This window comes from Novosphingobium sp. THN1 (genome assembly GCF_003454795.1).
Lineage (GTDB): Bacteria > Pseudomonadota > Alphaproteobacteria > Sphingomonadales > Sphingomonadaceae > Novosphingobium.
In genome coordinates this window covers 804,283-830,914 of sequence record NZ_CP028347.1, presented here as the reverse complement: position 1 = coordinate 830,914, position 26,632 = coordinate 804,283, and the positions used below count along the sequence as shown (strand labels likewise).

Genomic DNA, 26,632 nt, shown 5'->3' with positions numbered 1-26,632 from the left:
TAGGAACGCGTGCGCGGCGGGGCAATCGCGGTTATCAGGCTTTTGATGGGAAACTTGCTGATCTTCGGAATGGGCTACACCTCGCAGGTGATCGCGGCGAGGCTGCGGGCGCAGGGCTGGACGGTGCGCGGAACAGGGAGTGCGGGCGATATCGCCTTCTCTGACCGCACGGCGGTCGAGGCGGCGATGGCGGAGGCGACGCACGTACTGTCCTCGGTCCCTCCGCTCCGCGAAGGGGGCGATCCGGTGCTGCAGACCTATGGCGACGGGATTGCCGCAGCGCCGCTCGAGGCCATCGGCTATCTTTCTTCGACCGGGGTCTATGGCGATGCGGGCGGGGCTTGGGTGGATGAAAGCTCAATCGTCGGCACTGGGCGGCGTTCGGCGCGGACGCAGGCGGATCTTGATTGGCAGGCGCTATCGCCCAAAGTGCGGGTCTACCGCCTGCCCGGCATCTACGGTCCGGGGCGCAGCGCGCTCGACCGCGTGGCCGAGGGTAAGGCGCATCGCATTGATATTCCGGGGCAAGTCTTTAGCCGCGTGCACGTGGAGGACATTGCCAGCGGGGTGATCGCCGGATTTGCAGGGCCAGCAGGCGTCTACAACCTCGCCGACGATCTGCCCTGCAGCCAGAACGCGGTAATCGAGGAGGCGGCACGGCTTCTGGGCGTTGCGCCGCCGCCGATGCAGTCGCTGGAAGAAGCCAATCTCTCGCCAATGGCTCTGGCCTTCTATGCCGAGAACCGCCGTGTGGCCAATGGCAAGGCCAAGCGCCTGCTCGGGTGGAGGCTTAGCTTTCCGACTTACCGCGACGGACTGCGCGCCCTCAACGCCAGCACCAGCCCGAGCATGGCCAGCGCCGATCCTGCGAGTGCCAGCACCGACCAGCGATAGCCCTCGAACGCGGTCGACAGCAGCATCGCGACAACCGGCACCAGCACCCCGTTGTAGGCCCCACGTCCTGCCCCGAGGCGCTGGAGCAGGCGGAAATAGAGCGGGAAGGTGAGGACAGAGCCTATTATCCCGAGATAAAGTACCCCGAAGATGTAGCCCGGCCGGAAATCGAACTGCGGCGGTCCTTCCACGATCCAGGCAAAGGCGGCGTCGAGAATTGCGCCGAACAGCAGGGCCCAGGCGAGCATCGGGATCATCGGAATGCCGCGCGCCATGCGGCTTGCTTGCAGGACGTTCGCCGACGACGCGCTGAACAGCGCGGCTGTGGTCAGCGCAATGCCGACAAGGACCTGTCCTTCGGGGGCGCCATGCGGTATTCATGCAGCAGCAACAGCACGATTCCGGCTCCGGCCACCACCGATCCACCAAGAAAGGCGCGGGTTACCGGTTGCTTGAGAAAGACCCAAGCCATCAGCGAATTGGGCACGACCAGCAGGCCGAAGACTACGGCGACGATGCCCGACGTCAGGTGGTGCTCGGCGCGGTACACGAACTGGAAGTTCATCACGAACTGCAGCAGGCCGAGCAGCGCGGCAACCTTGAGCGTGGTGTTAGAGACGCGCAGGGATTCCCGGCGAAACATGGCAACTGCGGCCATGCCGATGGCCGCTGCGATGAAGCGCCAGGTTACCGACCAGCTTGGCGGCACGCTGCCGATCTGGTCCTTGATCACCAGCCAGGTCGAGCCCCAGATCAGCGCGACGAGGAAAAAGGGGCCGGCAACGTCGAGTTGCCAGAACCGGGCCTGACCCGGCTGCTCTGCCTCGGTCATAGCGCAGAGATTGCCCGCGCCAGCGCAGAGGCATGAGCCGGGTCGGTGTTCCACGCGGTGACCAGCCGCGCGGCACCGGGGGCGCCTTCAGGCGCAGTCCAGTCGTAGAAGTCGAAGCCCTGCGCGCGCAGCGTTGCCTGCTCTGCCGGGGAGAGCACGACGAAGATCTCGTTCGCTTCGACGGCGTGGAACACGCGCGATCCGCAAGCCTGCGCGATTTCCTGCGCGGCGGCGTTGGCGGCGCGGGCATTGTCGAGCCAGAGGTCGCCCTCGATCATCGCAAGAACCTGCGCTGCGAGGTACCGGCCCTTCGACTGAAGATGCCCGGCGCGCTTGCGGCGGTAGCGAACGACGTCAGCGAGTTCCATGTCGAAGAACACCAGCGCTTCCGCGTTCATGCCGCCGTTCTTGACGCAGCCGAAGGTCAGGACGTCGACGCCGGCTTGCGCCGTCACTTCGGCGGGATGGCAGCCAAGGTGCGCGACCGCATTGGCAAAACGCGCGCCGTCCATGTGCAGGCCAAGGCCGCGCCCTTGCGCAAGCGAGCCGATCCGGGCGACCTCTTCCGGCGTATAGACGCGGCCATATTCTGTCGCCTGGGTGATCGAGATGGCGTGAGGCTGGACCTGGTGGACGTCGTTGCGGATCGGGTCGATCACGCGCTCGATCGCCTGCGGGGTCAGCTTCGCGCCTTTGCCATCGGCGAGCATCAGCTTGGCGCCGTGGGTGTAGAAGCCGGGCGCACCGCCTTCGTCCATTTCGATATGGGCTTCGCGGTGGCAGACCACGCCGCCGTGGGGCGGGACCATGGCGGCAAGTGCGAGGCAATTGGCTGCTGTGCCGGTGGCAACCCATAGCGCCGTGCATTCGGTGCCAAACAGGCAAGAGAACGCCTCGTCCAGATGGCGCGACAGGGCATCGCCGTCATAGCCCGAATCGGGCGCGTCGGCAGCGCGCATGGCGTCCCAGATCTTCGGGTGGACAGCGGCGGTGTTGTCGGAGAGAAATTTCATCGGAAACCGCAATGTCGGCAGCGGCGTTTCGGGTCAAGCAGTCACAAAAGGCCAAGGAACAACAATGTCGGACGTCACCATCACCCACCTCGATCAGGGCGCACGCGGCGAGTATCATGCAAGGGTGGAAGGCAGCGACGCGATCGGGCGGCTAACCTATAAACGCCAGGGCGATATGGTGGTGGCCGATCACACGCTGGTGCCGACCGAGATTGGCGGGCGCGGCGTGGCGGCCGAACTGGTAAAGGCGCTGGTCAACGATGCCCGCCAGTTCGGCTTCAGGATCGTGCCGCAGTGCAGCTATGTCGAGGCCGCGTTCCGCCGCCATCCGGAGTGGGCCGACTTGCGCGCCTGATCAGAGGTTTTGGGGCAGCGATAGCGTGGCGACGAGGCCGCGCTCTTGCCAGTCGATGCCGAATGTGCCTCCACGGGCTGTGCAGATGCGTTCGATGAGCGAGAGGCCTTGCCCACCTGCGCGCGATGTTGCGGAAACCGGTTGGGCCGATTGCTCCTCCCAGACGATGGTGTGGCGACTGCCAGTCGCGTCGCCTTCGACTGCTGCGCGCAGTGCTATGCTGCCACCGTGGCCGATGGCGCCGTGCTTGGTCGAATTCACGGTCAATTCGCCGACCACCAGCGAAATCACATCGGCCTCGCGTCGATCGATTTGCTGATTCGGCGCGCAATCGAGGTCCACCTGCATGCCCTGGGCCTTGCGGAAGGGCAGGAGTAACGTGGACAGCAGGTCTTGGAGGTCGGACTGCTCGGTTTCGCCATCGAACAGGGTCTGTGCCGTGGCGAGCGCCGATATTCGGGCCACCATGTCTGTGGCGAACGCAGTATTTGCCGCGTCTCCACGCGCCACGGTGCGCAACATGGCGCAGACCATGGCGAAACTGTTCTTGAGGCGGTGGCGCATCTCGGCCAGCAGAACTTTCAGCGCCTCGCGATCGGCGTGCAACTGGCTCACGTCCCGCGAAATGGAGATGTAGCCTGCATGTGCGCCGTCTGGCGTACGAACGGCTGAAAGGCTTACTTCCCACCAGCGCGGCGTGCCCTTGGCGGTGGGACAGAACGCTTCGAGACGAACCACACCGGCGGAGCGGGCACCTTCAAGGGCCGAGCGGATCATCGGTTGGGCTTGCTGCGGCCAGAGGTTGGCCCATTCCTTCCCGTTAAGTTGTTCAAAGTCATCGATTTCCATGGCGCAAAGGCCGTTCGGATTCATCCACAAGAGATTGCCCTGAGGATCGACGAGTTTGACGCAGTCCGTGCTCTGTTCAAGAACGTGCGACAAGCTTTCAGGAGAGAGTTCTGCTTTCGAAAGCATCAGGAGCCCCACGTACTTGTCTCTGGCGATAAAGCCGGAACAGAACCTGAAGTTCCATATATCGAAAGTAAGATTTTACGGCAGATCATGCCGTGTATGCGGGGAAATGGTGCTGCTGGGGAGGATTGAACTCCCGACCTCAGCCTTACCAAGGATGCGCTCTACCACTGAGCTACAGCAGCACACCATTTCCGCGCTACCACTCCGGAGCCGCTGGACGGGCGGGGTGGGCAGGGGCGCGCTAATGACGGGGGCATGGGCCTTTGTCAAGCGACGTTCCAGCCTCATCTTCGACAAGACTTGCAGGAACATGGCGCAATCGGCATTCACACCGGAATGAGCGACCCCAAATCCCCGATAAGCCGCGAAGAACGCCTGGCGGCCCGCCTGCGCGAGAACCTGAAGCGTCGCAAGGCGCAGGCCAGGGCGATGGGTGCTGCTGATGTGATGGCAGTCGAATCGCCCGATTCGCCGGAAACCGGGCTTTCCAATCCGGCCGCCTGACGCTAGGGGCGCGGTTCATTTTCTTTGTCAGTTACAGGATGCCCCGATGCCTCGCCTGATCCTGATTCGCCACGGCCAGTCGCAGTGGAACCTCGAGAACCGCTTCACCGGCTGGTGGGATGTCGACGTTACGGAAAAGGGCGCGGCCGAAGCCTTCGCCGCGGGCAAGCTGCTCAAGGACAAGGGTGTGCTGCCGACGCTGGCCTTCACCTCGCTGCAGACCCGCGCGATCAAGACGCTGCATCTGGCGCTTGAGGCAGCCGGGCGCCTGTGGGTGCAGGAAGACAAGGACTGGCGCCTGAACGAGCGGCACTATGGCGGCCTGACCGGGCTCGACAAGGCCGAGACCGCGGCCAAGCATGGCGACGATCAGGTCAAGGTCTGGCGCCGCAGCTTCGACGTGCCGCCGCCTGTGCTGGAAGCGGGCAGCGAATTCGATCTGTCGTCCGACCCGCGCTATGCCGGGATCGCGGTGCCTTCGACCGAAAGCCTCAAGGACACCATCGCGCGTGTGCTGCCGTGCTGGGAAGAGAAGATCGCGCCTGCGCTGGGCGCCGGCGAAACGGTCATCGTCTCGGCTCATGGCAACTCGCTTCGCGCGCTGGTCAAGCACCTCTCGGGCATTTCGGACGAGGACATCACCGGGCTCGAAATTCCGACCGGGCAGCCGATCGTCTATGAACTCGACGACAATCTGGCCGAGATCGAACGCTATTACCTCTCGGAGCGCTGAGCGCCCGATAGCCTGAAGGGGGCGGGGAGATGAGTGACAAACCGTTGGTCGCCATCGTCATGGGCAGCCAGTCCGATTGGGAGACGATGAAGAACGCCTCTGCCGTGCTGGAAAAGCTCGGCGTGGCGCATGAATGCCGCATCGTCTCGGCGCACCGCACGCCCGAGCGTCTGGTAAGCTTTGCCATGGGCGCGCATCTCGAGGGGTTCAAGGTGGTGATCGCGGGCGCGGGCGGCGCGGCGCACCTGCCGGGCATGGTCGCCTCGATGACCCACCTGCCGGTGCTCGGCGTGCCGGTGGAATCCAAGGCGCTGAAGGGCATGGATTCGCTGCTGTCGATCGTGCAGATGCCGGGTGGCATACCGGTCGGCACGCTGGCGATCGGCGTTCCGGGGGCGACGAACGCGGGCATTCTTGCCGCTTCGATTCTTTCGACGTCGGATGAGGCGCTGGCGGAGCGGCTGATCGCCTTCCGCACCGCACAGACCGATTCGGTGGCGGAGAAGCCGGTCTGATGATTGCACCGGGCGAGACGATCGGCATCCTCGGCGGCGGCCAGCTTGGCCGGATGATCGCGCTGGCGGCGGCGAACCTTGGCTATCGCTGCCACGTCTATGCGCCCGAAGCGGATTCGATTGCCGCCGATGTCTGTGCGGCGTTCACGCAAGGCGCGTATGACGACGAGGCAGCGCTGGCGGCGTTTGCCGCGCAGTGTGCGGTCGTGACCTACGAGTTCGAGAACGTGGCTGCGGCACCTCTGGCTGCGGTGACCGCGCATGCGCCGCTGCATCCTCCAGCCAAGGCGCTGGAAGTGGCGCAGGACCGGGTGAACGAGAAGTCGTTCGTGGAAGGCTTGGGCGGTCGGCCCGCGCCTTGGGCGACGGTCGATACGATGGAGGACCTGCGCGCGGCGGTGGCCAGCATCGGCGCACCGGGCATCCTCAAGACGCGGCGCGATGGCTATGACGGCAAGGGGCAGTGGCGGATCATGGCGCCGTCCGATGCCGAGGCCGTTGAGCTTCCGGGCAAGCCGCTCATCTACGAAGGCTTCGTGACCTTCGACGCGGAGTTCTCGGTGATCCTCGTGCGCACCGAAGCGGGCGAAGTGCGCTTCTGGGACAGCGCCGAGAACGTGCACAAGGGCGGCATTCTGGATCGTTCGACCGTGCCGGCCTCGCCGGTGATTGTCGCACAGGTTGAAGAGGCACGGGCGCTGGCAGCGAAAGTGGCCGATGCGCTGGACTATGTCGGCGTGCTGACGCTGGAATTCTTCGCGACGGCGGACGGCCCGGTGTTCAACGAGATGGCGCCACGCGTGCACAATTCCGGGCACTGGACTATCGAGGGCGCGCTCACCAGCCAGTTCGAGAACCACGTGCGCGCGATCTGCGCCTTGCCACTGGGATCGACCGCGCTGGCGGCCAAGGGCGTGGTCATGGACAACCTGATCGGCGACGATGCGCACGATTGGCCCGCAATCCTGTCCGACCCCGCCAATCACCTGCACTTATATGGCAAGGCGGCAGTGCGGCCGGGGCGCAAGATGGGCCACGTGACGCGGCTGGTGCTGTGAGCGGGGTTCGACCCGGACTTTTCCTGATCTATGCCCGCGCCGACAATGGCGTGATCGGCAAGGACAATGCCCTGCCGTGGCGCCTGCCTGCCGACCTCAAGCGGTTCAAGGCGCTGACCATGAACAAGCCCATGATCATGGGCCGCAAGACATTCGAGAGCCTGCCAGGGTTGCTACCGGGCCGCCGCCATATCGTGCTGACGCGCGACGGCGCTTGGAGCGCTGACGGGGCGGAAGTGGCGACCTCCGTCGAGCAGGCGCTCTCGATTGCGGGAGCGGGCGAAGTCGCCGTCGTCGGTGGGGCGGAGATCTACCGCCTGTTCATGCCCCTTGCCGAACGCGTGGAATTGACCGAGATACACGGAAAGTTCGAGGGCGATACCGTGATGGAGCCGCTCGGACCGGAGTGGACAGAGGTATCGCGCGAAGTGCATCCGGCTGAGTCTGAAAGACCCGCTTTCGATTTCGTCACTTACGCCAGAGCTGACGCATGATCCGGCTCGACAGCCTGCAGCCGGTTCCGGAATCGATGCGCGGAGCCATTCTGGCGCTGGGTAACTTCGACGGGTTCCACCTTGGCCATCAGGCTGTCGTCGGCGAAGCGATCCGCTGGGCAAAGGCGGAAGGCCGGCCGGCGATCGTCGCCACGTTCGATCCGCATCCGGTGCGGCATTTCAAGCCGGATGCCGAACCCTTCCGCCTGACCACGCTGGACCAGCGGCAGGAACTGTTCGGCGCGGCGGGCGCGGATGCGATGCTGGTGATCCACTTCGGCGCGGAGGTGGCGGGCATGACCGCGCTCGAGTGGATCGAGGCGGGGCTGGTCGGGCATCTCGGTGCGGTGGGCGTTGTCACAGGCGAGGACTTTACCTTCGGCAAGGGCCGCAGCGGCAATGCGCAGGTCTTGCGCGAGGATGGGCCGCGCTTCGGGTTGCGCGCGCGCGCGGTGGGGCCGGTCACGCTGGAGGGCGAGGTTGTCTCCTCCAGCCGCATTCGCGATGCCCTGAAATCGGGCGATTGCGAGGCGGCGACGAAGCTGCTGACGCGGCCCTTCGCGATCAGGGGCATGGTGCAGCATGGCGACAAGCTGGGCCGCACGATCAACTTCCCCACTGCCAATCTCGACATCGGAATGTACCTGCGCCCGCGCTATGGCATTTACGCGGTGACCGGGCGTCTGCCTGACGGGCGCGTGCTCAAGGGCGCTGCCAATCTGGGCATTCGCCCGACGTTTGATCCGCCCAAGGAACTGCTCGAGCCGCACTTCTTCGATTTTGCCGGCGATCTCTATGGGCAGGAAATCGAGGTGGCGTTCCACCACTTCCTGCGGCCCGAGGCGAAGTTCGATGGGCTGGATGCGCTGGTGGCGCAGATGGAGCGCGATTGCGAACGGGCGCGCGAGTTGCTGGCGTAGCGGCGGATTCTGTTTCACGCAGAGGCGCAGAGAAAGCAGAGGGCGCGGAGAAGAGTAGAATATTCTCACGCAAAGACGCAAAGACGCGAAGGTGTAGCGCTTTGCGGCGAAGCCGCCTTGACCCGCTGGCGCTCCAGACGATAGGCAATCAAGGCCTGCGGCGCTACCGATCTCTTTGCGTCTTTGCGTCTTTGCGTGAGACATTCCGGGCGAAGCCCGCAAACTTCTCTGCGATCCCTGCCCCCTCTGCGCCTCTGCGCGAAACGACTCTCCCGCCACGCCAGAAAAATTGCGCAAAGCCCACAGCAGCGCTAAGGCCCGCCGGTCATGACCGAGCAACGCGACTACCGCCCGACCGTCTTCCTGCCGAAGACCGATTTCCCGATGAAGGCTGGCCTCCCCCAGAAGGAGCCGGTGATCCTGCAGCGCTGGCAGGACGAGGGCATTTACCGGAAAGTTCGCGAGAGCCGCAAAGGCCGCGAGAAGTTCATTCTGCATGACGGCCCGCCCTATGCCAATGGCGACATGCACATCGGCCATGCGCTGAACCATATCCTCAAGGACATGGTTTGCCGCACCCAGACGCTGCTGGGCAAGGACGCGCCCTATGTGCCCGGCTGGGACTGCCACGGCCTGCCCATCGAATGGAAGGTTGAGGAAGAGTACCGCAAGAAGAAGAAGAACAAGGACGAGGTTCCGCCCAAGGAATTCCGTGCCGAATGCCGCGCCTACGCCCAGAAGTGGGTCGACGTGCAGCGCGAGCAACTGAAGCGCCTCGGCATCAATGGCGATTGGGACAACCCCTATCTGACGATGGATTCGCAGGCCGAGGGCACCATCGTGCGCGAACTGCTGAAGTTTGCCGAAAGCGGCCAGCTCTATCGCGGCGCCAAGCCGGTGATGTGGTCGCCGGTGGAGAAGACCGCGCTGGCCGAGGCCGAGGTGGAGTACGAGGACATCGTCTCGACCCAGATCGACGTGGCGTTCGAGATTGTTGAGTCGCCGATCCCCGAACTGGTCGGCGCGCATGCTGTGATCTGGACGACGACGCCTTGGACGATCCCGGTGAACCAGGCTTTGGCTTATGGGCCTGAGGTTGAGTATGTGCTGCTGTCTGTCACAGCGGATACTGTTGGAGTTGGCGCGAGTGGCGACAAGCGGGTCAACGAGGTGTTGGCGGCAGCCGGTCTGCCTTTCCATACCAACCGGATTTCCAAGTTTCTTGTTGCGAAAGAATTGGCGACCTCCTTCTCGGATCGCCTGAACAAGGCAGCAAAGGCGCTCGAATTCGGTGACGATGGAGCACCATCTCTCCAAGAGTTCGTCGATCCAGATTCGGATGTAGATGCCTCAATCAAGGGCTCCGATCTCGCCGGAACCGTCTGCCGCCACCCGATGCACGCGCTCGGCGGGTTCTTCGCCAAGCCGCGTCCTATGCTTCCCGGCGACTTCGTCACCACCGACAGCGGCACCGGGCTTGTCCATATGGCGCCGGACCATGGCGAGGACGACTTTGCGCTGTGCAAGGCGTACGGGATCGAGCCGGTCTTCGCGGTGCAGGGCGATGGCAAGTATCGCGAGGACTGGGGCTGGCTCGGCGGGCAGGGCTCGGTCATCAACCCCAAGTTCAATGCGCCCGATGGCCCGATCTGCGAAGACCTGCGCGAGGCTGGCGGTTTGCTGGCGGCGTCTGCCGATTACAAGCATTCCTATCCGCATTCGTGGCGTTCGAAGGCCAAGGTGATCTATCGCTGCACGCCGCAGTGGTTCGTGCCGATGGATCGGGCGATTACCCCTCCACCCCGCCTGCGGCGGCGGTCCCCCTCCCCGTTTATCCTGCGGAGAAACAGGGAGGATCAAATCCTCCCCATTTTGTGGAACCAAATGGGGAGGTGGCAGCGCGTAGCGCTGACGGAGGGGCTACTTTGCGCGAGATCGCCCTCCAAGCCATCGCCGACACCCGCTTCGTCCCCGAAAAGGGCCGCAATCGCATCGGCGCGATGGTCGAGGGCCGCCCTGACTGGGTGCTTTCCCGCCAGCGCGCTTGGGGCGTGCCGATCACGCTGTTCGTCGATCGCAAGACCGGGCAGTACCTCAACGATCCGGACGTCAACGCGCGCATCGTCGCGGCGGTCATGGCCGAGGGCGTGGATGCGTGGGACGAGGAACGGGCGCAGGAGTATCTGGGCGACAAGTACAAGCTCGAGGATTACGAGCGCGTCACCGACATTCTCGACGTGTGGTTCGATTCCGGCTCCACCCACGCCTTCGTGCTGGAATCGGGGCGCTGGTCGGACCTGCAGTGGCCTGCGAACCTCTATCTCGAAGGGTCGGACCAGCATCGCGGCTGGTTCCAGTCCTCGCTGCTCGAATCCTGCGCTACGCGCGGGCGGGCGCCTTATGACGCGGTGCTGACGCACGGGTTCACCATGGACCAGAAGGGCATGAAAATGTCCAAGTCCCTGGGCAACACGATCAGCCCGATCGACCTGATGCGCGATTACGGTGCGGACATCCTGCGGCTGTGGGCGCTCTCGGTGGATTTCACCGAGGACCACCGCATCGGCAAGGAGATCCTTCAGGGCGTTGCCGATCAGTACCGCAAGCTGCGCAACACCTACCGCTACCTGCTGGGCGCGCTGGACGGCTTCAGCGAGGCCGAGCGGCTGCCGGTGGCAGACATGCCCGAGCTGGAGCAGTACATGCTCGGCCTGCTCGGCAAGCTCGATGCCGCGCTGAAACAGGCTGTCGAGGATTTCGACTACAACACCTATGTCCGCGCGCTGACCGACTTCTGCAACGAGGACCTCTCGGCGTTCTTCTTCGATATCCGCAAGGACTGCCTCTACTGCGACGCGCCTTCGGACCCCAAGCGCCGCGCCTATCGCACCGTGCTCGACACGCTGTTCCACGCGCTGGTCCGCTATGGCGCGCCGGTGCTGGTGTTCACGGCGGAAGAGGTATGGGCCTCGCGCTATCCGGGCAGCGACAGCGTGCATCTGCTGGAATGGCCGGAGGTGCCCGCGGTTTCGGTGGACGAAGCGCGCTGGAGTGAACTTCGCGCGCTGCGCCAGACGGTGAACGAAGCGATCGAGCCGTTGCGCCGCGAGAAAGTGCTGGGTTCGGGGCTGGAAGCGGTCGTGACCGTGCCGGACAGCGCGCCGGAGGCCGATCTGGCAGAGCTGTTCATCACCGCGACAGTCAATCGCGGGCAGGGCAGTGACGTGACCGTCACCCGTTCCACCGACCACAAGTGCGGCCGTTGCTGGCGCCTGCTTCCGGAAGTCTCGGAAGACGGCGACCTGTGCAACCGTTGCGACGCGGTCGTGACGGCGATTGACGCAGGCGCGGTCGCTTGATGCTGGCGCGCCCGCGCATCGAGGGCCTTGGCCTTGCACTGCTGGTCGCGGTGGTCGACCGGATCGTCAAGGCGGTGATGGTCGGCCCGCTGATGCTGCGCGACCGCGGCGTGATCGACCTGCTGCCCTTCTTCGACCTGCGCTATGCCGAGAACGAGGGCGTCTCTTTCGGCATGTTTACGGCGACCTCGATGGAGATGCGGTACGGGCTGATCATCGTCACCGCGCTCATCGCACTGGGCGTGACGGTGTGGATGCTGCGCGAGACCTTGCGGGGCGATATCCTGGCGCTGGGGCTCGTGCTCGGCGGAGCGCTCGGCAATATCTATGACCGGCTGACGCTGGGCTATGTGATCGATTATGCCGACCTGCACATCGGCGAATGGCGGCCTTTCGCCATCTTCAATCTGGCCGACGTGGCGATCACGTTCGGTGTCCTGATACTGCTTGCCCGCTCGTTCAAATCGCGCGAAAAGCCAAACGATAGCGGCGACCATACCGCCACGGAGAATGCATGATGCGTAAAGCTGCCGCCCTTGCTCTTGTCGTCTCGGGGGCGACCCTGCTCTCGGCCTGCGGTGGCGGCGGTTCGCTGTTCAACCGTGACCGTCCCGATGAAATGGCAGTGACCCGCGCTGCGCCGCTGGTGGTGCCGCCCGATTTCGCGCTGACCCCGCCGAGCCCCGGCGCGCCGCGTCCGCAGGATTCGGAAACCGGCAAGCAGACGCTCGAAACCCTGTTCGGCGGCCCTTCGGCGCGCTCCAGCGTCGAGACCGACACGCTCAATCGTGCGGGCACGGCCGCCGCCTCGATCCGTTCGACCGTGGGCGATCCCGGCACGCAGACCGTGGCCAAGGGCCAGGTCGTGCGCGACATCCTCGCCGCGCCGGAAGGTGACGGTCAGGCCGCTTCGGCTTCTATCCCGGGCTGAGTTTTCGGCTTGAGTGCGATATGAAAAGCCCCGCTCTGGCGGGGCTTTTTGCGTCAGACGCGCCAGTCTATCGCACCACGGCCATGGGTTTCGAGGAAGGTATTGGCCTGGCTGAACGGTTTCGAACCGAAGAAGCCCTTGTAGGCCGAGAGCGGGCTGGGGTGCTGCGCCTTCAGCACGAGATGCGGGCCGTTCTGCAGGGCGCCGATCCGCGCTGCCTTCTTCTGCGCATGGCTGCCCCACAGCATGAACACGGTGGGATCGGGCCGCGAGGCGACAGCTTCGACGGCGGCATCGGTGAGCAGTTCCCAGCCCATGCCCTGATGCGAGCCGGCATGGGCCGCCTCGACAGTCAGCGCGTTGTTGAGCAGCAGCACGCCTTGCTGCGCCCAGCGCGTCAGGTTGCCGTGGGGGCGCGGGGGATGCCGAGGTCGGCTTCGAGCTCCTTGTAGATGTTAACCAGGCTCGGCGGGATCCTGACGCCGTGCTGTACCGAGAAGGCGAGGCCGTGCGCCTGGCCCGGGCCGTGGTACGGGTCCTGCCCGAGGATCACCACGCGCACCTGATCGAGCGGCGTGAGTTCCAGCGCGGCGAGGCGCGCATCGCGTGGCGGGTATATGGCCTTGGCCGACCGCTCTTCGGCGTCGAGGAAGGCGTCCAGATCGCGCAAGGGGGGGAATGCAGGACCGGTTCGAGGCTCGGCCGCCAGCTTTTGGGCAAGGAAATGATGGTCATCTTGGCGAAAGGTTAGACGGTTAGGAGGCCCACCCGCAAGCAGGGTTCCGGGATGGGCCGGTGCTTGCTAACAGCGCATGGCTGTACGGAGTGCTTTGATGAAGATCGCAATGGTTGGCTCGGGCTATGTCGGGCTGGTTTCGGGAGCCTGCTTTGCCGATTTCGGCCACGATGTGGTGTGCATCGACAAGGACGAGAGCAAGATCGAGCGGCTGCGCGCCGGCGTCATGCCGATCTACGAGCCGGGCCTTGCCGAGCTGGTCGCCGCCAACGTCAAGGCCGGACGCCTGTCATTCTCGACCGATCTTGCCAGTTCCATCGAAGATGCTGCGGCAATCTTTATCGCCGTGGGCACGCCTTCACGCCGGGGTGATGGCCACGCCGACCTGACTTATGTCTATGCCGTGGCGCAGGAACTGGCGGAGAACATCAGGACGCCGACTGTTGTGGTGACCAAATCGACTGTGCCGGTAGGCACCGGCGACGAGGTGGAGCGGATCATTCGCGAGAGCGGAACCGATGTGCGGTTCGCCGTGGTATCCAACCCTGAGTTTCTGCGCGAGGGCGCCGCGATCGGCGATTTCAAGCGGCCTGACCGCATCGTCATCGGTGCCGAGGAGGAATGGGCGCGCGGCGTGATGCGCGAGGTTTATCGCCCGCTGTTCCTCAACCGGGCGCCGATCCTGTTCACCTCGCGCCGCAGCAGTGAGCTTATCAAGTACGCTGCCAATGCCTTTCTCGCCACCAAGATCACCTTCATCAACGAGATGGCGGATCTGTGCGAGAAGGTCGGCGGCGACGTGCAGGACGTGGCGCGGGGCATCGGCCTCGACAACCGCATCGGTTCGAAATTCCTGCACGCCGGGCCGGGCTATGGCGGATCGTGCTTCCCCAAGGACACGCTGGCACTGCTCAAGACCGCCGAGGATTACAACAGCCCGGTGCGGCTGGTCGAAGCGGTGGTAAAGGTCAACGACAGCCGCAAGCGTGCGATGGGCCGCAAGGTGATCGAGGCGCTTGGCGGCGATGCGCGGGGCAAGCGCGTGGCGCTGCTCGGGCTGACGTTCAAACCCAACACCGACGACATGCGCGATGCCCCCTCGATTGCGATCGTGCAGACGCTGCTCGATGCGGGGGCCGAAGTGGTGGCCTACGATCCGGAAGGCATGGAGGCCGCAGCCGAGATCATGCCGGAGGTGACGATGGCAGCATCGACTTATGCAGCCGTCGCGGGAGCTGACGCGGTTGCCTTGGTCACCGAATGGGATGCGTTCCGCGCGCTTGATTTTGCGCGGGTGAAGAGCCTGATGAATGCGCCGGTGCTGGTGGACCTGCGCAATGTCTATGACCCGGCCGAGGCGCGTGCGGCAGGCTTTGCCTACAGCAGCATCGGCCGGGTCTGAGAAGGTCAGACCAGGCCTGCCTCGGCGCTGATGGCGGCGTCCTCATCTTCCACAGCGGGACGCTGGGTGCCCCAGTGGATCGAACTCCACACGCGCTCGTGGAAGTAATAGAGCCCGATCTTCGTGATCACTTCGGTCCCGGCGATAGCGCCGGCAGCCTTGGCGCTGCCGGTGAACAGCCAACCAAGCAGGAACGTGTCGATACTTCCCAGCGTCCGCCAGCTGATCGCCTTGACGATCGAGCGGGTGTGCGCCTCGTGTCCGTGAAACAGAATCATTGGCGGTTCCCTCCCGGCCAGAGATGCTTGCCTAGATCGTGGGAGCCCAGCCGAGAAGGGCATTCACGATGCGCTCGGCTGCGTCCTCGGGCGATTCCTGGGTGGTATCGACGCGGAAGTCCGGGTTTTCGGGTGCTTCGTAGGGACTGTCGATGCCGGTGAAGTTCTTGAGCTGGCCGGAACGCGCCTTCTTGTAGAGGCCCTTGACGTCGCGCGCCTCGGCTACTTCCAGCGGGGTGTCGACGAAGATTTCGACGAATTCACCCGTCGCCATCAACCCGCGCACCATCTCGCGCTCGGCGCGGAACGGGCTGATGAAGGCGGTCAGCACGATCAGGCCGGCATCGGTCATCAGGCGCGCGACTTCGCCGACGCGGCGGATGTTCTCGATGCGGTCGGCCTCGGTAAAGCCGAGATCCTTGTTGAGGCCATGGCGCACGTTGTCGCCGTCCAGCAGGAAGGTGTGCTTGCCCACGGCGTGCAGGCGCTTCTCGACCAGGTTGGCGATGGTCGACTTGCCAGAGCCCGACAGGCCGGTGAACCACAGCACCTTGGGGCTTTGGCGCTTGAGCGCGGCATGGGCCTCGCGGCTGATGTCGAGCGCCTGCCAGTGCACGTTCTGGGCGCGGCGCAGCGAGAAGTTGAGCATGCCGGCGGCGACCGTGGCGTTGCTCATCTTGTCGATCAGCACGAAGCCGCCGAGCGTGCGGTTGTCGCCGTAGGCCTCGAACACCAGCGGTTTGTCAGTGGCGATCTCGGCCACGCCTATGGCGTTCAACTCCAGAGTCTTCGCAGCAAGCTGCTCCATCGTGTTGACGTTCACGACGTACTTCGGCTGCTGCACGGTGACCGAAACGGTCTGCGTGGCGAGCTTGAGCCAGTAGGCGCGCCCCGGCAGCATGGCTTCGTCATTGAGCCAGACGAGAGTCGCCTCGAACTGGTCTGCGGCCTGCGGGGGATTGTCGGCAAGGCTGATCACGTCCCCGCGCGAGCAATCGACTTCGTCAGCCAGGCACAGCGTGACCGACTGTCCGGCAACCCCTTGTTCGAGATCGCCGTCAAGCGTGACGATGCGGGTGACCTTGCTGGTCTTGCCCGAAGGCAGGACGCGCACTTCGTCGCCCGGCTTGACCGAGCCGGTAGCGATCAGGCCAGAAAAGCCGCGGAAATCGAGGTTGGGGCGGTTGACCCACTGCACCGGCATGCGGAACGGCTTGTCGGCATCGACCGAGGACAGCACTTCGACGGTTTCGAGGTGCTCGACCAGCGTCGGTCCCTGATACCATGGCGTGTTGGCCGAAGGCGTGGTGATGTTGTCGCCCTTGAAGCCGGAAATCGGCATGGCGGTGAAGCTCTCGATGCCGATGGACTTCGCGAACTCGCCGTAGTCCTTGACGATGGCGTCGAAGGTGGCCTGATCGTAGTTCACCAGGTCCATCTTGTTCACGGCCAGCACGATGTTGCGGATGCCGATCAGGTGGCACAGGTAGGAGTGGCGGCGCGTCTGCACCAGCACGCCCTTGCGCGCGTCGATCAGGATCACCGCGAGGTCGGCCGTGGAGGCGCCGGTGACCATGTTGCGGGTGTACTGCTCGTGGCCGGGGCAATCGGCGACGATGAACTTGCGCTTCTCGGTGTTGAAGAAGCGATAGGCGACGTCGATGGTGATGCCCTGCTCGCGCTCGGCGGCGAGGCCGTCAACCAGCAGCGCGAAGTCGATGTCCTGTCCCTGCGTGCCGACCTTCTTCGAATCGTTCTCGAGCGCGGCGAGCTGGTCTTCGAAGATCATCTTCGAATCATAGAGCAGGCGGCCGATCAGCGTCGACTTGCCATCGTCCACCGACCCGCAGGTGATGAAGCGCAGCATGGTCTTGTGCTGATGCTGTTCGAGATAGGCGTCGATGTCCTCGGCGATGAGGGCTTCGGTCTTGTAGATGACGTCTTGCCCAAGTGTCGTTTCCGTCATCAGAAGTACCCCTGCTGCTTCTTAACTTCCATGCCGGCGCCACCGGCATCCTTGTCGATCACGCGGCCCTGGCGTTCGCTGGTGGTGGTCAGCAGGGTTTCCTGAATGACTTCGGGCAGCGTCTTGGCAGTGCTTTCGACTGCCCCGGTCAGCGGGAAGCAGCCCAATGTGCGGAAGCGGACCGACTTCATGGTGATTTCGGGGCGATAGCTCAGCACCTTCTCGAGGCGCTCGATATCGTCGGCCATGAACAGCTGGCCTTCCCACTCGTAGGTCGGGCGCTCGTCCGCGAAATAGAGCGGGACGATCGGCACGTCGTTGAGGTGGATGTACTGCCAGATGTCGAGCTCGGTCCAGTTCGAGATCGGGAATACGCGGATCGATTCGCCCTTGTTCTTGCGTGCGTTGTACAAGTTCCACAGTTCGGGGCGCTGGTTCTTGGGATCCCAGCCGTGGCTGGCGGTGCGGAACGAGAAGATGCGCTCCTTGGCGCGGCTCTTTTCCTCGTCGCGCCGCGCGCCGCCAAAGGCCGCGTCGAAGCCGTACTTGTCGAGCGCCTGCTTGAGCCCTTCGGTCTTCCACATGTCGGTGTGGAGCGAACCATGGTCGAACGGGTTGATACCCTTCTCGGCGGCTTCCGGGTTCTGGTAGATGAGCAGTTCCATGCCGCTCTCTGCCGCCATCTTGTCGCGCAGCGCATACATGTCCTTGAACTTCCACGTGGTATCGACATGGAGCAGCGGGAACGGCGGCGGCGAGGGGTAGAAGGCCTTGCGCGCGAGATGCAGCATCACCGCGCTGTCCTTGCCGACGGAATAGAGCATCACCGGATTGGTCGCCTCGGCGACGACCTCGCGCATGATGTGGATCGCCTCGGATTCCAGGCGTTCGAGGTGGGTCAGGGTCTTGGCGTCGAATGCCACGGCTCTCGCTCCGTAATTGCGTTGCCGCTCCTTGCGCGATTTGCAGTACCCCGTGCGCTCCCATTTGGGAGCATGGCGCGCAGGCAATACTTTCTCCCTCGAAACGACAGCTTGATAGGCACGCGCCGCCGCTCGTTGGGGGACTGAAAGCTTGCGGGCACTTGCCCAACCGCCTAAGCGACAGGGATGGCAGTTCATTTCCACGAAGAAGACCTTCCCGAGGGCGTGCTTGCGCCGGGTCCCGTCGCCGTCGACACCGAAACCATGGGGCTGATCACCCCGCGCGACCGGCTATGCGTGGTGCAGATTTCCGACGGCCGCGGCGACGAACATCTCGTCCGCTTCTCGCCGGGCAGCAGCTTTGCCGCGCCCAACCTGAAAGCGGTTCTGGCGGATCCCTCGCGGATCAAGCTCTACCACTTCGCGCGCTTCGACCTGGCGGCGATCGAGCATTACCTCGGCGTCGTTGCGGCACCGGTGTTCTGCACCAAGATCGCCTCGAAGCTGGTGCGCACCTATACCGACCGCCACGGTCTCAAAGATCTGGTGCGCGAACTGCTCGGCAAGGAGATTTCCAAGCAGCAGCAGTCAAGCGACTGGGGCGGGCCGGTGCTGTCCGATGCGCAGCAGGAATACGCCGCATCCGACGTGCGCCACCTTCATGCCATGCACACGATCCTGGTCGAGCGGCTGGAGCGTGAAGGCCGCACGGCGATGGCGCAGGCCTGCTTCGATTTTCTGCCGATGCGTGCCCGGCTCGACCTTGCCGGTTGGGCCGAGCGCGACATCTTCAGCCACGCGGACATGAAAAGCTCCCTAGTCGAGCAATTGCTACGATCGGGAATGCCGAAGCCCGCGAGGCCAAAGTCCGAAACGAGGGGAAAGAGACCCGGACCCGCATGGCATCGGCATTACCCGATGCGGTCCGACATCACGAAGCGAACTGCCACTATGGCCAGAACGCCGCGCCAGAGGGGCCCGGTCCGCTCAGATAATGTGGAGTGATTCGGTCCAGATTGCAAGAGGGATGTGCTGGGGGCGCGTAAAGGATCCAGCCGCACGTCAGACCTGCAGGACGCAACGCCCCCCTCCCGCAGGCGGGAGGGGTCGGGGGTGGGCAAGCGGCACGGCATAAACCTCTCCCCAAATCCGCTTGCACCTGCAACCAGATTTGATATTAATTTGATATCAGATTTAAGGGGAATCTCCGATGTCCGAGTCGAAGACGCATTCTGCCAGCACCGAAAGGGGCGCCTGGTCGATCAGTGGCTATCTCATGTTGGTCCTCATGGTCGTGCTGGTGATCCTCACCGGCGCACGGGTGCTGGGCTTTGCCAGCGGCAACCCGTCGGAAGATGCCGTGCCCGGCTTCATCGCCACGATCGCCGCGCTGCCGGTCGCCATCGTGTTCATCGCTTCGGGCTTCTACATGATCCAGCCCAACCAGGCCGCGGCGATCAACCTGTTCGGCTCCTATCGCGGTACGGACCGCAACCACGGGCTGCGCTGGGTCTGGCCGTGGATGACCAAGACCAAGATCTCGGTTCGCGCCAACAACGTCGTTTCGGAAAAGCTCAAGGTCAACGACCTGCGCGGCAACCCGATCGAGATCGCTGCCAACGTCGTGTGGCGCGTGTCCGATACCGCGCAGGCCCTGTTCGATGTCGATGACTACAAGGCCTTCGTCTTCGTCCAGATCGAAAGCGCGGTGCGCTCGATCGGCTCGCGCTACCCTTATGACGATATCGAGCATCACGAGGTCACGCTGCGCGGCCACCACGATCAGATCAACGCCGAACTGCGCACCGAACTCAACGCGCGGCTGGTTCTGGCGGGCATCACGGTTGACGAATGCGGCCTCACGCACCTTGCCTATGCGCCTGAAATCGCAGGCGCCATGTTGCGCCGCCAGCAGGCCGAAGCGGTGATCTCGGCGCGCAAGAAGCTGGTCGAAGGCGCAGTCTCGATGGTCGAGATGGCGCTGACCCAGTTGTCGGAAAAGAACGTGGTCGAACTCGATGACGAGCGCCGCGCGGCGATGGTCTCGAACCTGATGGTCGTGCTCTGTGGCGAGCGCGACACCCAGCCGGTCGTCAACACCGGCACGCTTTACCAGTAAGGCGCGCTAGCCATGGCGCCAAGTCCGAAGAAGGCCTTTCCATTGCGCATCGATCCGGCGCTGTTCGCCGCGATCGAGCGCACGGCCTCGGCCGACTTGCGCTCAGCCAATGCCCAGATCGAAGTGCTGCTGCGCGAGGCCCTGACCAGGCGCGGCGTGAAGCTGGCCGCCGCCGAGCCCGTGAAGCGCGGAAGGCCAGCAAAAACGGAGAACAGTGATGGTTGATCCTCGCTACACCACCCGCCCGCCCAAGGCGGAATTGCCCGCCGATGACGGCGCCTGGTTCGCCCCCAAGCGCTTCGGGCTCGGCTCCGGCCTGCCGATCCGCTGGCAGGGTTGGGCGCTGATCGTCGGCTACGTCGCACTGCTGCTGCTGGTAAAGTGGCTCGACGACAGCGGCGACGGACGCCTTCGCACGCTTGGCTTTGCGTTGTTCGTCGTCGCTACGGCGGTCGTCTTCTCGATCTCGGCCAGGCGCACGCGCGGTGGCTGGAAGTGGCGCTGGGGCAAGAGCGATTGATCGGGCAGATTGCCCCTGTGACTTCGGACAGGCCCGCGGTTCCCAACGGAACATAAGGGCCTGTCAATCATTCCGCGCTACCCCGGTTCATGAAAACGCCGGGGACCAGATATGCGCATGATGAACCCGTTCGCCTCCAGAGAGCGCCGCCACCGTGGCCAGCGCCTTGCCGTCTTCCTGCTGGGAATAGCGGTTGTCGCAACGATTCCGGCCACCGCGCTCTTCGCACAGGGCCAGCGCTCGCCCTACACCGTGGTCGAGACCGGTCGCAGCTACGCAGCGCTCCAGCAGGCGGTGAACGCCATCGGCGAAGGCACCGGCACGATCCGCATCGAACCGGGCGTCTATCGCGATTGCGCGGTGCAGCAGGCAGGCGACGTCGGCTTCATCGCGCAAGTCCCGGGCCAGACGGTGTTCGATGGCGCGGCTTGCGAGGGCAAGGCCGCCATCGTCGCACGCGGCCGCTCCACCACGGTCGAGGGCCTGATCTTCCAGAACATCCGCGTGCCCGATGCCAATGGCTCGGGAATCCGGCTTGAACGCGGCAACCTCACCGTGCGACAGTCCTGGTTCCGTGACAGCGAGCAGGGCATTCTCTCCGCCGACGATCCTGCGGGTGCCGTTCTCATTGAAAAGTCGACCTTTTCACGGCTAGGCCGGTGCGACCGCGGATTGTCCTGCGCCCACTCGGTCTACTTCGGCGATTACGGCAGCGTCACCATCCGCCGCAGCCGCTTCGAAGCTGGGCGTGGCGGCCACTATGTGAAAAGCCGCGCGGGCCGCGTCGAGGTCACCCAGTCGAGCTTTGACGATACCGCCGGAAAAACAACCAATTACATGATCGACTTGCCCGCTGGCGCCACCGGTCGCATCGCCGACAACGTCTTCGTCCAGGGCCTCGACAAGGAAAACTACAGCGCCTTCATCGCGATCGCCGCCGAGGGCAAGACGCACCCGGCGACCGGCCTTGCGATTGTTGGAAACGATGCGCGGTTTGCGCCGGGAGTGAGTCGTTCGTCGGCATTCGTCGCGGACTGGTCGGGCGACAAACTGGCGCTCGGCGCCAACGCCCTCGGGGCGGGCCTCAGCCGCTTCGAGTCTCGCTAGAGTTCCGCCGAGTTTGGGTGGAGTTGTCGCTCTGCCCCGAGTGTCTATCTGGAGTTGGAATGTTGCATTCACCGCTCCTGAAGCTGGGCGGGCGGCTCTGGGCGCTCCTTCTTGCCCTTACCGTCCTGACCCACGCAATTGCCCCGTTCGAGGCACCCGTGACCGTGCGTCACGGCTCGGCCTTCAGTGCGGCGACGGTGGACACGGCGGTCGCCCCGGCCAATCGCGCGCAAATTCAACGTGTTGCCGTGCCGATGGCACCGCCGCCGCCGCTCGTTCTCGCACCCGAACCGGCAGCGCCCGCGCTGTTCCAGCCCGAGGGTTTCTGGCCCCCGCAAACCGCGCCGCCTGCGCCGCAGCCGCTGGCGCTGCTGCCAGCACCGAGAGCGCCACCACTGTCCTGACCTGAGCCCCGCGCCTTCTGGCGCTGTTCAAACATGTCAGGAATACAGCAATGTCAAACACTTCCACGATTGCGAAAGCAGTCGACGCCCGCCGCGCCCACGTCGAGGCGCTCCTCTCCGCTTACCCCGATGTCACGCCGGAAGAGCGGCAGCTCATGGTCAACTGGTTCCGCTCCGAAGCCAGCGCGCTCGATGTTGCGCTCGTCGCCAGCAACCCCGCCGCCGAACGCGGCTACCGCCGCTTCCGCTCTGAAAACGTGGACAAATTCACACTCAAGGACATGGGCTATGCGCTCGGCTTTGCAGTGATAATCGCGCTCGCCGTGCTGCTGATCGCGTGGCGCGCCTTCTAACGGAGCAAGTGACCGGTGCGATCCCGCTTGGTGTCGAGATAGCGCTGGTTGTGGGGGTTGGCGGGGAGCTGGTGTGCCACGCGCTCCGTCACCTCTACTCCAAGTGCCTGCAAAGTCGCCACTTTCTGCGGGTTGTTGGTGAGCAGACGGATCGACCGCACGCCGAGCAGATCAAGCATCCGCGCCGCCACCGGGAAGTCACGAGCCTCGCTCGGCAGGCCAAGGCGCTCGTTGGCATCGACGGTGTCGAAGCCCTGGTCCTGCAGCTCGTAGGCGCGCAGTTTGTTGATCAACCCGATGCCGCGCCCTTCCTGCCGCAGGTAGAGCAGCACCCCCCAGCCGCCCGCATTGGCTTCCTCGGCCATGCGGGCCAGCGCGGCATCGAGCTGCGGGCCGCAATCGCATTTGAGGCTGCCGAGAATGTCGCCGGTCAGGCATTCGCTGTGCAGGCGCACCACCGGCTCGCGCTCGCTGGTCTGCGTGCCGATCACCAGCGCGACGTGCTCGCGCAAGTCATCCCGCGCACGAAATGCCACGATTTCAGCATGTTCGCAGGCGTGAACGGGCAGGCGGGCGCGGGCTTGGATGGTGAGGTTCAGCGGGTCCTTGAACGCCACCAGATCCTTGGTCGAAACTTCCGCCGCGATTTCCACGCCGGTCGCAACCAGAAACGCTGGCAGGATTCCGGCCAGCCGCGCCAAGTCCATCGCGGCGACGGCGGCGTCATGCGCCTCAATCGGATCGGCCTTGAACGGCCCGCGCAAGGGACTGCCGAGGTCCTGCGCCGGATCGGCCAGATTGCGTGCGGAATTGAGGCTGAACGGCTCAGCGCCATGGATCATCACCGGCGCTTCCGGCACGGCAGCATCGCGCTGGTTGGCGAGCTTGAGCGTCGCGGCGCGGGCGGCGGAGATGAGCAGGCGCGCGGCGTAGATGCCAGGCTGGGCAAAGGCGGTTTCGGCTGGCAGCAGATCGAGCGCGCCATCCGCGCCGGTAACGCGGATCGCCCAGCCATGGCGCAGCGCGTCGAGCGCTCGTGCTGCGTTTCTGCTTTCGCTCACAAATCCAGCTCGGTGATCAGCGGGATGTGGTCCGAAGGCTGCTCCCACTTGCGTGTTTCCTCGACGAAGCGGTGCGAGCGCGTCTGCGCGGCGGCTTGCGGAGAGGCCCACATGTGGTCCAGGCGGCGGCCCTGATCCTTGGCGCGCCAGTAGGAGCGGTAGGACCACCACGAGTAATTGCGTTCGGGCGCGGGGATGTGCTTGCGGCCAAGGTCGACCCAGCCGTGGGCATCGGCAAAGCGCTGCAGCGTCTCGACCTCGATCGGCGTATGGCTGACGACCTTGAGCAGCGCCTTGTGGTCGTAGACGTCGCATTCCAGCGGGGCGATGTTGAAATCGCCGGTGATCAGCGTCGGGCGCTCGATCTTCTCGGCCCAGCGGGTCATGCGTTCGAGGAAGTCGAGCTTCTGGCCGAACTTGGGGTTCACCTCGCGGTCGGCCACGTCGCCGCCTGCGGGGATATAGACGTTCTCGATGATCAAGCCGTTGCCGGGGCCGAGCAGTTCGACGCCGATGTGCCGCGCCTCGCCATTGTCCTGCCAGTCATGCTTGCTGAAATCGCGGAACGGAATGCGGCTGACAGTGGCGACGCCGTGATAGCCCTTCTGCCCATGCACCGCGCGGTGGGTGTAACCGAGCTTCTCGAACACCTCGTGCGGGAACAGGTTTTCGGGCGTCTTGATCTCCTGCAGGCACAGCACATCGGGTGCTTCCTGCACGAGAAAGCGTTCGACCTGATCGGCGCGCAAGCGGACCGAATTGATGTTCCATGTGGCAACCGAGATCATGGCGCTGCTTTAGGGTTGCGGGGGGCGATTGCTAGATGGGATGTCGTGTGCAGTCAAAGCTACCGCAAAGCCATGACAGCAAACACAACTGCGAATACACTGTGAACCGCCGCACTCCAAGTAGCGAAGCCGCGCTTGAAGCTGCCTTTTTCCGATTTGCGCGCGATGATAGCGGCGGCAGCCGCAATAGGCACCGCGATAAGCAACCCAATCAACGCAAACACGCTAGGAGCCGGGAAATCGAGGGCCGCTTGTGCAATTGCATAAGGGACGGCGGCAAGGATCATTGCAGCATGTCCACCAGAATTCCAGCGCATCTCCTGTCTTAGCATAACAGCACTTCTTAAGCTGCCTCCTGCAACCGCCGAACAGCAGGCTGCGCATGCTGTCGCGCGCGCCATAGGTCATAGTTGGCCTGCATCGCCAGCCACGCCCGGGCTGTACTTGCCCCTGCCTGTTCAAGCCGCAGCGCCAGATCAGGGCTGATGCCCGCCTTGCCGTTCAGCACGCGCGAAAGAGCGACGCGCGACAGCGCGAGACGGCTGGCGGCTTCGGTGACGGACAGGTTCAGCGCTTCGATAACCTCGTCACGAAGCAGTTCGCCGGGATGGGGAGGGTTGTGCATCATGGTCATGGGCCGCACCCTATACCGTTCGGCGCGTTATTCCGCCCCTCAACTACCAGCTTCGCCGGCGGTCCCCCCCGTTTGTCCTCCGGAAAAACGGGGAGGATTGAGGCGCGATTTTATCGTTCGAGCTTCGTCTCCTGCGTGAGCGAGGATGGTGGTCTTCGAGAACCGGCGCGCAGCGACCTTGATGGTCGTGAGCACCGGAAGCGCAAGAAGGCTGCCGTCCGCAGCCGCGCAGGGGGCGAAGATCGGATGATAAAACAAAACCCTCGGACCGGGGGCATTGGTCCGAGGGTTCCATTTGCGTTCGTCACGCTTGACGCGGCGGTCTCCAGGAGACCGGGCAACAGGGGGGAAACCCGCCTCGACCGCCTCGTCGAAAACCGTTCTACGCCCGCCTCGCTTGCGCCCCGATGAACGGTGTCTGCAGGTTGGTCGCAGCTTGTCGCAGGGGGTGAACGGTTGGGGGGTGAGGTGAAGGTTTGGGGCGATAGGTGGTGTGCGGGGCACGAGTAACCCCTTCAAAAATTCATTCGTCACCCCGGACTTGATCCGGGGTCCCGCTATTTGGCGAACGCTCAGGAGGCGGGATCCCGGGTCAAGCCCGGGATGACGAGGCAAGGGTAGGTTGTTGAGGCTCAGCGCGTGACGGGGCGGCGGGGATCGGTCCAGCGGAAGGTGCTGTCGTTCACCGCCACGCCGTACTGATGGCCCGAGAGGCGGACGGTGGTGCGCTTGTTCTGCGAATCGAGGGCGACCCACGAATCGAGCTGCAGGCCACCGGGCGCGCCGGCTTTGCGCACGAAGATCATGGTGATCGTGCCGTATTCAGGATGCTTGGGGTCGCGCACCTGGAGGCTGATCACGCCGGGATCGCCGGTGGGCAACTGCTTGGCAAAGCGCGCCACGTCCTTCTTGGGATCGAGCAGTGCGCCCAAGGGGCTGTTGCCGATCGGCCAGCGCTGAACCTGGCGGACCTCATAATCGATCATGGTCAGCGCCCGGCCGTCGCCCACGATCAGCAAGGGCACGCCCTTCTGATACTGGAAGCGGATCTTGCCGGGCTGCTTCATCGTCAGCACGCCCGAAACGCTCTGGCCCGAACGATCGGTCTGCGTGAAGTTTGCGCGCAGCGTGGTGATGCCGCGCAGCGCAGAGACCGCGCGATCGATGTCGGAGGCTTGCGCCTGCGCCACGGTGGGCGCGAGAAGCATTGCGGGCGTGGCCGCAGCGAAGGCAAGCGAAAGGGCCGCAGCGGAACAGGTTACCGGGCGGCCCATCTTGCGAGTCGAGAAGATTGTATTGTTCATCGCCGTTCCTTGCAGTGTCGGCGTTGAACTCGCCGTGAACCGTCCCGGTTCCGAAAATGGCGGGACGGGCTTCACGGGTAAAGCGCGGATGCGCTGATTACTTGATCTTCGCTTCCTTGAACTCGACGTGCTTGCGCACGACCGGGTCGTACTTGCGGAAGGTCATCTTCTCGGTCGTGTTGCGGGGATTCTTCTTGGTCACGTAGAAGAAGCCGGTGTCAGCGGTCGAGACCAGACGGATCTTGACGGTGGTGGGCTTTGCCATGGCTCTATCCTGAACTTTCGCGCGCGAAACTGAAAACGAATGTGGCGGCGCGTTTCCACGCCGCCGTCACAGGGTGGGGCCGTTGGGGGAGAATCAGGGCAAAGTCAAGCGAGGACAGACCGACGGCGAGATTTGCCGGAACGGGCGCTCCATGCTAATGGTTGCATAAGAAACCAGATTGAGAGAAGA

General features: G+C 64.2%; 30 protein-coding genes, 1 tRNA gene and 3 pseudogenes. 19 read left to right on the top strand and 15 right to left on the bottom strand.

From position 1 onward, the window contains the following. Positions 1-45: 45 nt before the first annotated feature. Positions 46-894: an SDR family NAD(P)-dependent oxidoreductase gene (locus C7W88_RS04130; protein ID WP_118072591.1), complete on the top strand. Its 849-nt coding sequence runs from the start codon at positions 46-48 to the stop codon at positions 892-894. Here C7W88_RS04130 and C7W88_RS24635 read toward each other — a convergent pair. The 3 genes from C7W88_RS24635 to C7W88_RS04120 are packed head-to-tail and all read right to left on the bottom strand — an operon-like array spanning position 804 to position 2,739. Further along, positions 804-1,184: an EamA family transporter gene (locus C7W88_RS24635; protein ID WP_370073227.1), complete on the bottom strand. Its 381-nt coding sequence runs from the start codon at positions 1,182-1,184 to the stop codon at positions 804-806. The genes C7W88_RS04130 and C7W88_RS24635 overlap by 91 nt on opposite strands. 38 nt (positions 1,185-1,222) lie before the next feature. Beyond that, positions 1,223-1,726 (bottom strand): DMT family transporter, encoded by a 504-nt coding sequence (locus C7W88_RS24630; RefSeq protein ID WP_370073184.1) that lies wholly within the window; start codon positions 1,724-1,726, stop codon positions 1,223-1,225. After that, positions 1,723-2,739, bottom strand: a complete 1,017-nt coding sequence (locus C7W88_RS04120) for a low specificity L-threonine aldolase (protein WP_118072590.1) — start codon at positions 2,737-2,739, stop codon at positions 1,723-1,725. Before C7W88_RS04120 ends, C7W88_RS24630 begins: the two co-directional genes overlap by 4 nt. A gap of 64 nt (positions 2,740-2,803) precedes the next feature. Here C7W88_RS04120 and C7W88_RS04115 point away from each other — a divergent pair, with 64 nt between their 5' ends. Continuing rightward, entirely contained in the window at positions 2,804-3,094 is a 291-nt protein-coding gene (locus C7W88_RS04115) for a GNAT family N-acetyltransferase (RefSeq protein ID WP_118072589.1), read from the top strand. Here C7W88_RS04115 and C7W88_RS04110 read toward each other — a convergent pair whose 3' ends face one another. Together C7W88_RS04110 and C7W88_RS04105 are read right to left on the bottom strand one after the other, a co-directional pair. After that, positions 3,095-4,081, bottom strand: a complete 987-nt coding sequence (locus tag C7W88_RS04110; RefSeq protein ID WP_162895891.1) for a PAS domain-containing protein — start codon at positions 4,079-4,081, stop codon at positions 3,095-3,097. Positions 4,082-4,176: 95 nt separating this feature from the next. Then, positions 4,177-4,251 (bottom strand) — tRNA-Thr (locus C7W88_RS04105). Positions 4,252-4,405: 154 nt separating this feature from the next. On the opposite strand from C7W88_RS04105, the gene C7W88_RS04100 reads away from it, so the two are divergent. The 9 genes and pseudogenes from C7W88_RS04100 (at position 4,406) to C7W88_RS04055 (ending at position 12,583) form a co-directional block, all read left to right on the top strand. After that, positions 4,406-4,573 carry a hypothetical protein gene (locus C7W88_RS04100; protein WP_162895890.1) on the top strand — a complete coding sequence of 56 codons (168 nt, stop codon included), beginning with the start codon at positions 4,406-4,408 and terminating at the stop codon, positions 4,571-4,573. A 46-nt stretch (positions 4,574-4,619) separates the two neighbouring features. Continuing rightward, positions 4,620-5,306, top strand: a complete 687-nt coding sequence (gene gpmA, locus C7W88_RS04095) for a 2,3-diphosphoglycerate-dependent phosphoglycerate mutase (RefSeq protein ID WP_118072586.1) — start codon at positions 4,620-4,622, stop codon at positions 5,304-5,306. A 29-nt stretch (positions 5,307-5,335) separates the two neighbouring features. Further along, complete coding sequence (gene purE / locus C7W88_RS04090; protein ID WP_118072585.1) at positions 5,336-5,821, top strand: 5-(carboxyamino)imidazole ribonucleotide mutase; 486 nt, start codon at positions 5,336-5,338, stop codon at positions 5,819-5,821. Next, positions 5,821-6,879 carry a 5-(carboxyamino)imidazole ribonucleotide synthase gene (locus C7W88_RS04085; RefSeq protein WP_118072584.1) on the top strand — a complete coding sequence of 353 codons (1,059 nt, stop codon included), beginning with the start codon at positions 5,821-5,823 and terminating at the stop codon, positions 6,877-6,879. The genes purE and C7W88_RS04085 overlap by 1 nt, the downstream gene beginning before the upstream one ends. After that, positions 6,876-7,373 carry a dihydrofolate reductase gene (locus C7W88_RS04080; protein WP_118072583.1) on the top strand — a complete coding sequence of 166 codons (498 nt, stop codon included), beginning with the start codon at positions 6,876-6,878 and terminating at the stop codon, positions 7,371-7,373. Before C7W88_RS04085 ends, C7W88_RS04080 begins: the two co-directional genes overlap by 4 nt. After that, on the top strand, positions 7,370-8,293 hold the full coding sequence (locus tag C7W88_RS04075; RefSeq protein WP_205525247.1) for a bifunctional riboflavin kinase/FAD synthetase: 924 nt from the start codon (positions 7,370-7,372) through the stop codon (positions 8,291-8,293). Before C7W88_RS04080 ends, C7W88_RS04075 begins: the two co-directional genes overlap by 4 nt. Positions 8,294-8,620: 327 nt before the next feature. Then, a pseudogene (ileS, locus tag C7W88_RS04065) lies at positions 8,621-11,652 on the top strand (isoleucine--tRNA ligase). Next, a complete protein-coding gene (lspA, locus tag C7W88_RS04060; protein ID WP_118072582.1) occupies positions 11,652-12,170 on the top strand; it encodes a signal peptidase II in 519 nt (172 codons plus the stop codon). Before ileS ends, lspA begins: the two are co-directional and overlap by 1 nt. Next, positions 12,167-12,583 (top strand): DUF3035 domain-containing protein, encoded by a 417-nt coding sequence (locus C7W88_RS04055; protein ID WP_118072581.1) that lies wholly within the window; start codon positions 12,167-12,169, stop codon positions 12,581-12,583. The genes lspA and C7W88_RS04055 overlap by 4 nt, the downstream gene beginning before the upstream one ends. 53 nt (positions 12,584-12,636) lie before the next feature. Here the strand turns inward: C7W88_RS04055 and ung are convergent. Continuing rightward, positions 12,637-13,318: pseudogene (gene ung / locus C7W88_RS04050) on the bottom strand (uracil-DNA glycosylase). A gap of 98 nt (positions 13,319-13,416) precedes the next feature. Between ung and C7W88_RS04045 the strand changes: the two are divergent. Further along, entirely contained in the window at positions 13,417-14,721 is a 1,305-nt protein-coding gene (locus C7W88_RS04045; RefSeq protein ID WP_118072580.1) for a UDP-glucose/GDP-mannose dehydrogenase family protein, read from the top strand. Between the two features lie 5 nt (positions 14,722-14,726). On the opposite strand, the gene C7W88_RS04040 is transcribed toward C7W88_RS04045, so the two are convergent. Genes C7W88_RS04040 through cysD form a run of 3 tightly spaced genes read right to left on the bottom strand, consistent with a single transcriptional unit; the run spans position 14,727 to position 17,888 of the window. After that, positions 14,727-14,999, bottom strand: coding sequence for a DUF2061 domain-containing protein (locus tag C7W88_RS04040; protein ID WP_118072579.1), 273 nt, complete (start codon positions 14,997-14,999; stop codon positions 14,727-14,729). 31 nt (positions 15,000-15,030) lie between these two features. Next, entirely contained in the window at positions 15,031-16,965 is a 1,935-nt protein-coding gene (gene cysN, locus C7W88_RS04035; RefSeq protein WP_118072578.1) for a sulfate adenylyltransferase subunit CysN, read from the bottom strand. After that, positions 16,965-17,888, bottom strand: coding sequence for a sulfate adenylyltransferase subunit CysD (gene cysD, locus C7W88_RS04030; RefSeq protein ID WP_118072577.1), 924 nt, complete (start codon positions 17,886-17,888; stop codon positions 16,965-16,967). Before cysD ends, cysN begins: the two co-directional genes overlap by 1 nt. Before the next feature lie 186 nt (positions 17,889-18,074). Between cysD and C7W88_RS04025 the strand changes: the two are divergent. The 7 genes and pseudogenes from C7W88_RS04025 to C7W88_RS03995 form a co-directional block, all read left to right on the top strand. Beyond that, positions 18,075-18,686 (top strand): annotated as a pseudogene (locus tag C7W88_RS04025) (ribonuclease D); the annotation flags it as partial. A gap of 412 nt (positions 18,687-19,098) precedes the next feature. Next, positions 19,099-20,007 carry an SPFH domain-containing protein gene (locus C7W88_RS04020; protein ID WP_118072576.1) on the top strand — a complete coding sequence of 303 codons (909 nt, stop codon included), beginning with the start codon at positions 19,099-19,101 and terminating at the stop codon, positions 20,005-20,007. A 12-nt stretch (positions 20,008-20,019) separates the two neighbouring features. Then, positions 20,020-20,232 carry a hypothetical protein gene (locus C7W88_RS04015; protein WP_084279467.1) on the top strand — a complete coding sequence of 71 codons (213 nt, stop codon included), beginning with the start codon at positions 20,020-20,022 and terminating at the stop codon, positions 20,230-20,232. Further along, a complete protein-coding gene (locus C7W88_RS04010) occupies positions 20,225-20,527 on the top strand; it encodes a hypothetical protein (protein ID WP_118072575.1) in 303 nt (100 codons plus the stop codon). Before C7W88_RS04015 ends, C7W88_RS04010 begins: the two co-directional genes overlap by 8 nt. Positions 20,528-20,638: 111 nt before the next feature. Further along, positions 20,639-21,634, top strand: a complete 996-nt coding sequence (locus C7W88_RS04005) for a right-handed parallel beta-helix repeat-containing protein (RefSeq protein WP_118072574.1) — start codon at positions 20,639-20,641, stop codon at positions 21,632-21,634. Between the two features lie 62 nt (positions 21,635-21,696). Next, complete coding sequence (locus C7W88_RS04000) at positions 21,697-22,038, top strand: hypothetical protein (protein ID WP_205525246.1); 342 nt, start codon at positions 21,697-21,699, stop codon at positions 22,036-22,038. Between the two features lie 50 nt (positions 22,039-22,088). Then, positions 22,089-22,391, top strand: a complete 303-nt coding sequence (locus C7W88_RS03995) for a hypothetical protein (RefSeq protein WP_118072572.1) — start codon at positions 22,089-22,091, stop codon at positions 22,389-22,391. Here C7W88_RS03995 and ribA read toward each other — a convergent pair. From ribA to rpmG, 6 genes are all read right to left on the bottom strand, one after another. Beyond that, the gene (ribA, locus tag C7W88_RS03990; protein WP_118072571.1) at positions 22,388-23,452 is read right to left on the bottom strand and encodes a GTP cyclohydrolase II; all 1,065 of its coding nucleotides are present in this window, start codon (positions 23,450-23,452) and stop codon (positions 22,388-22,390) included. The genes C7W88_RS03995 and ribA overlap by 4 nt on opposite strands. Further along, the gene (locus C7W88_RS03985) at positions 23,449-24,240 is read right to left on the bottom strand and encodes an exodeoxyribonuclease III (protein ID WP_118072570.1); all 792 of its coding nucleotides are present in this window, start codon (positions 24,238-24,240) and stop codon (positions 23,449-23,451) included. The genes ribA and C7W88_RS03985 overlap by 4 nt, the downstream gene beginning before the upstream one ends. A 59-nt stretch (positions 24,241-24,299) precedes the next feature. Further along, on the bottom strand, positions 24,300-24,527 hold the full coding sequence (locus C7W88_RS03980; protein ID WP_062343457.1) for a hypothetical protein: 228 nt from the start codon (positions 24,525-24,527) through the stop codon (positions 24,300-24,302). Between the two features lie 56 nt (positions 24,528-24,583). Continuing rightward, entirely contained in the window at positions 24,584-24,874 is a 291-nt protein-coding gene (locus tag C7W88_RS03975) for a HigA family addiction module antitoxin (RefSeq protein WP_118072569.1), read from the bottom strand. A 632-nt stretch (positions 24,875-25,506) separates the two neighbouring features. Beyond that, a complete protein-coding gene (locus tag C7W88_RS03970; RefSeq protein WP_370073183.1) occupies positions 25,507-26,178 on the bottom strand; it encodes an outer membrane lipoprotein carrier protein LolA in 672 nt (223 codons plus the stop codon). Between the two features lie 97 nt (positions 26,179-26,275). Continuing rightward, a complete protein-coding gene (rpmG, locus tag C7W88_RS03965) occupies positions 26,276-26,443 on the bottom strand; it encodes a 50S ribosomal protein L33 (RefSeq protein WP_011446825.1) in 168 nt (55 codons plus the stop codon). Positions 26,444-26,632: the final 189 nt, after the last annotated feature.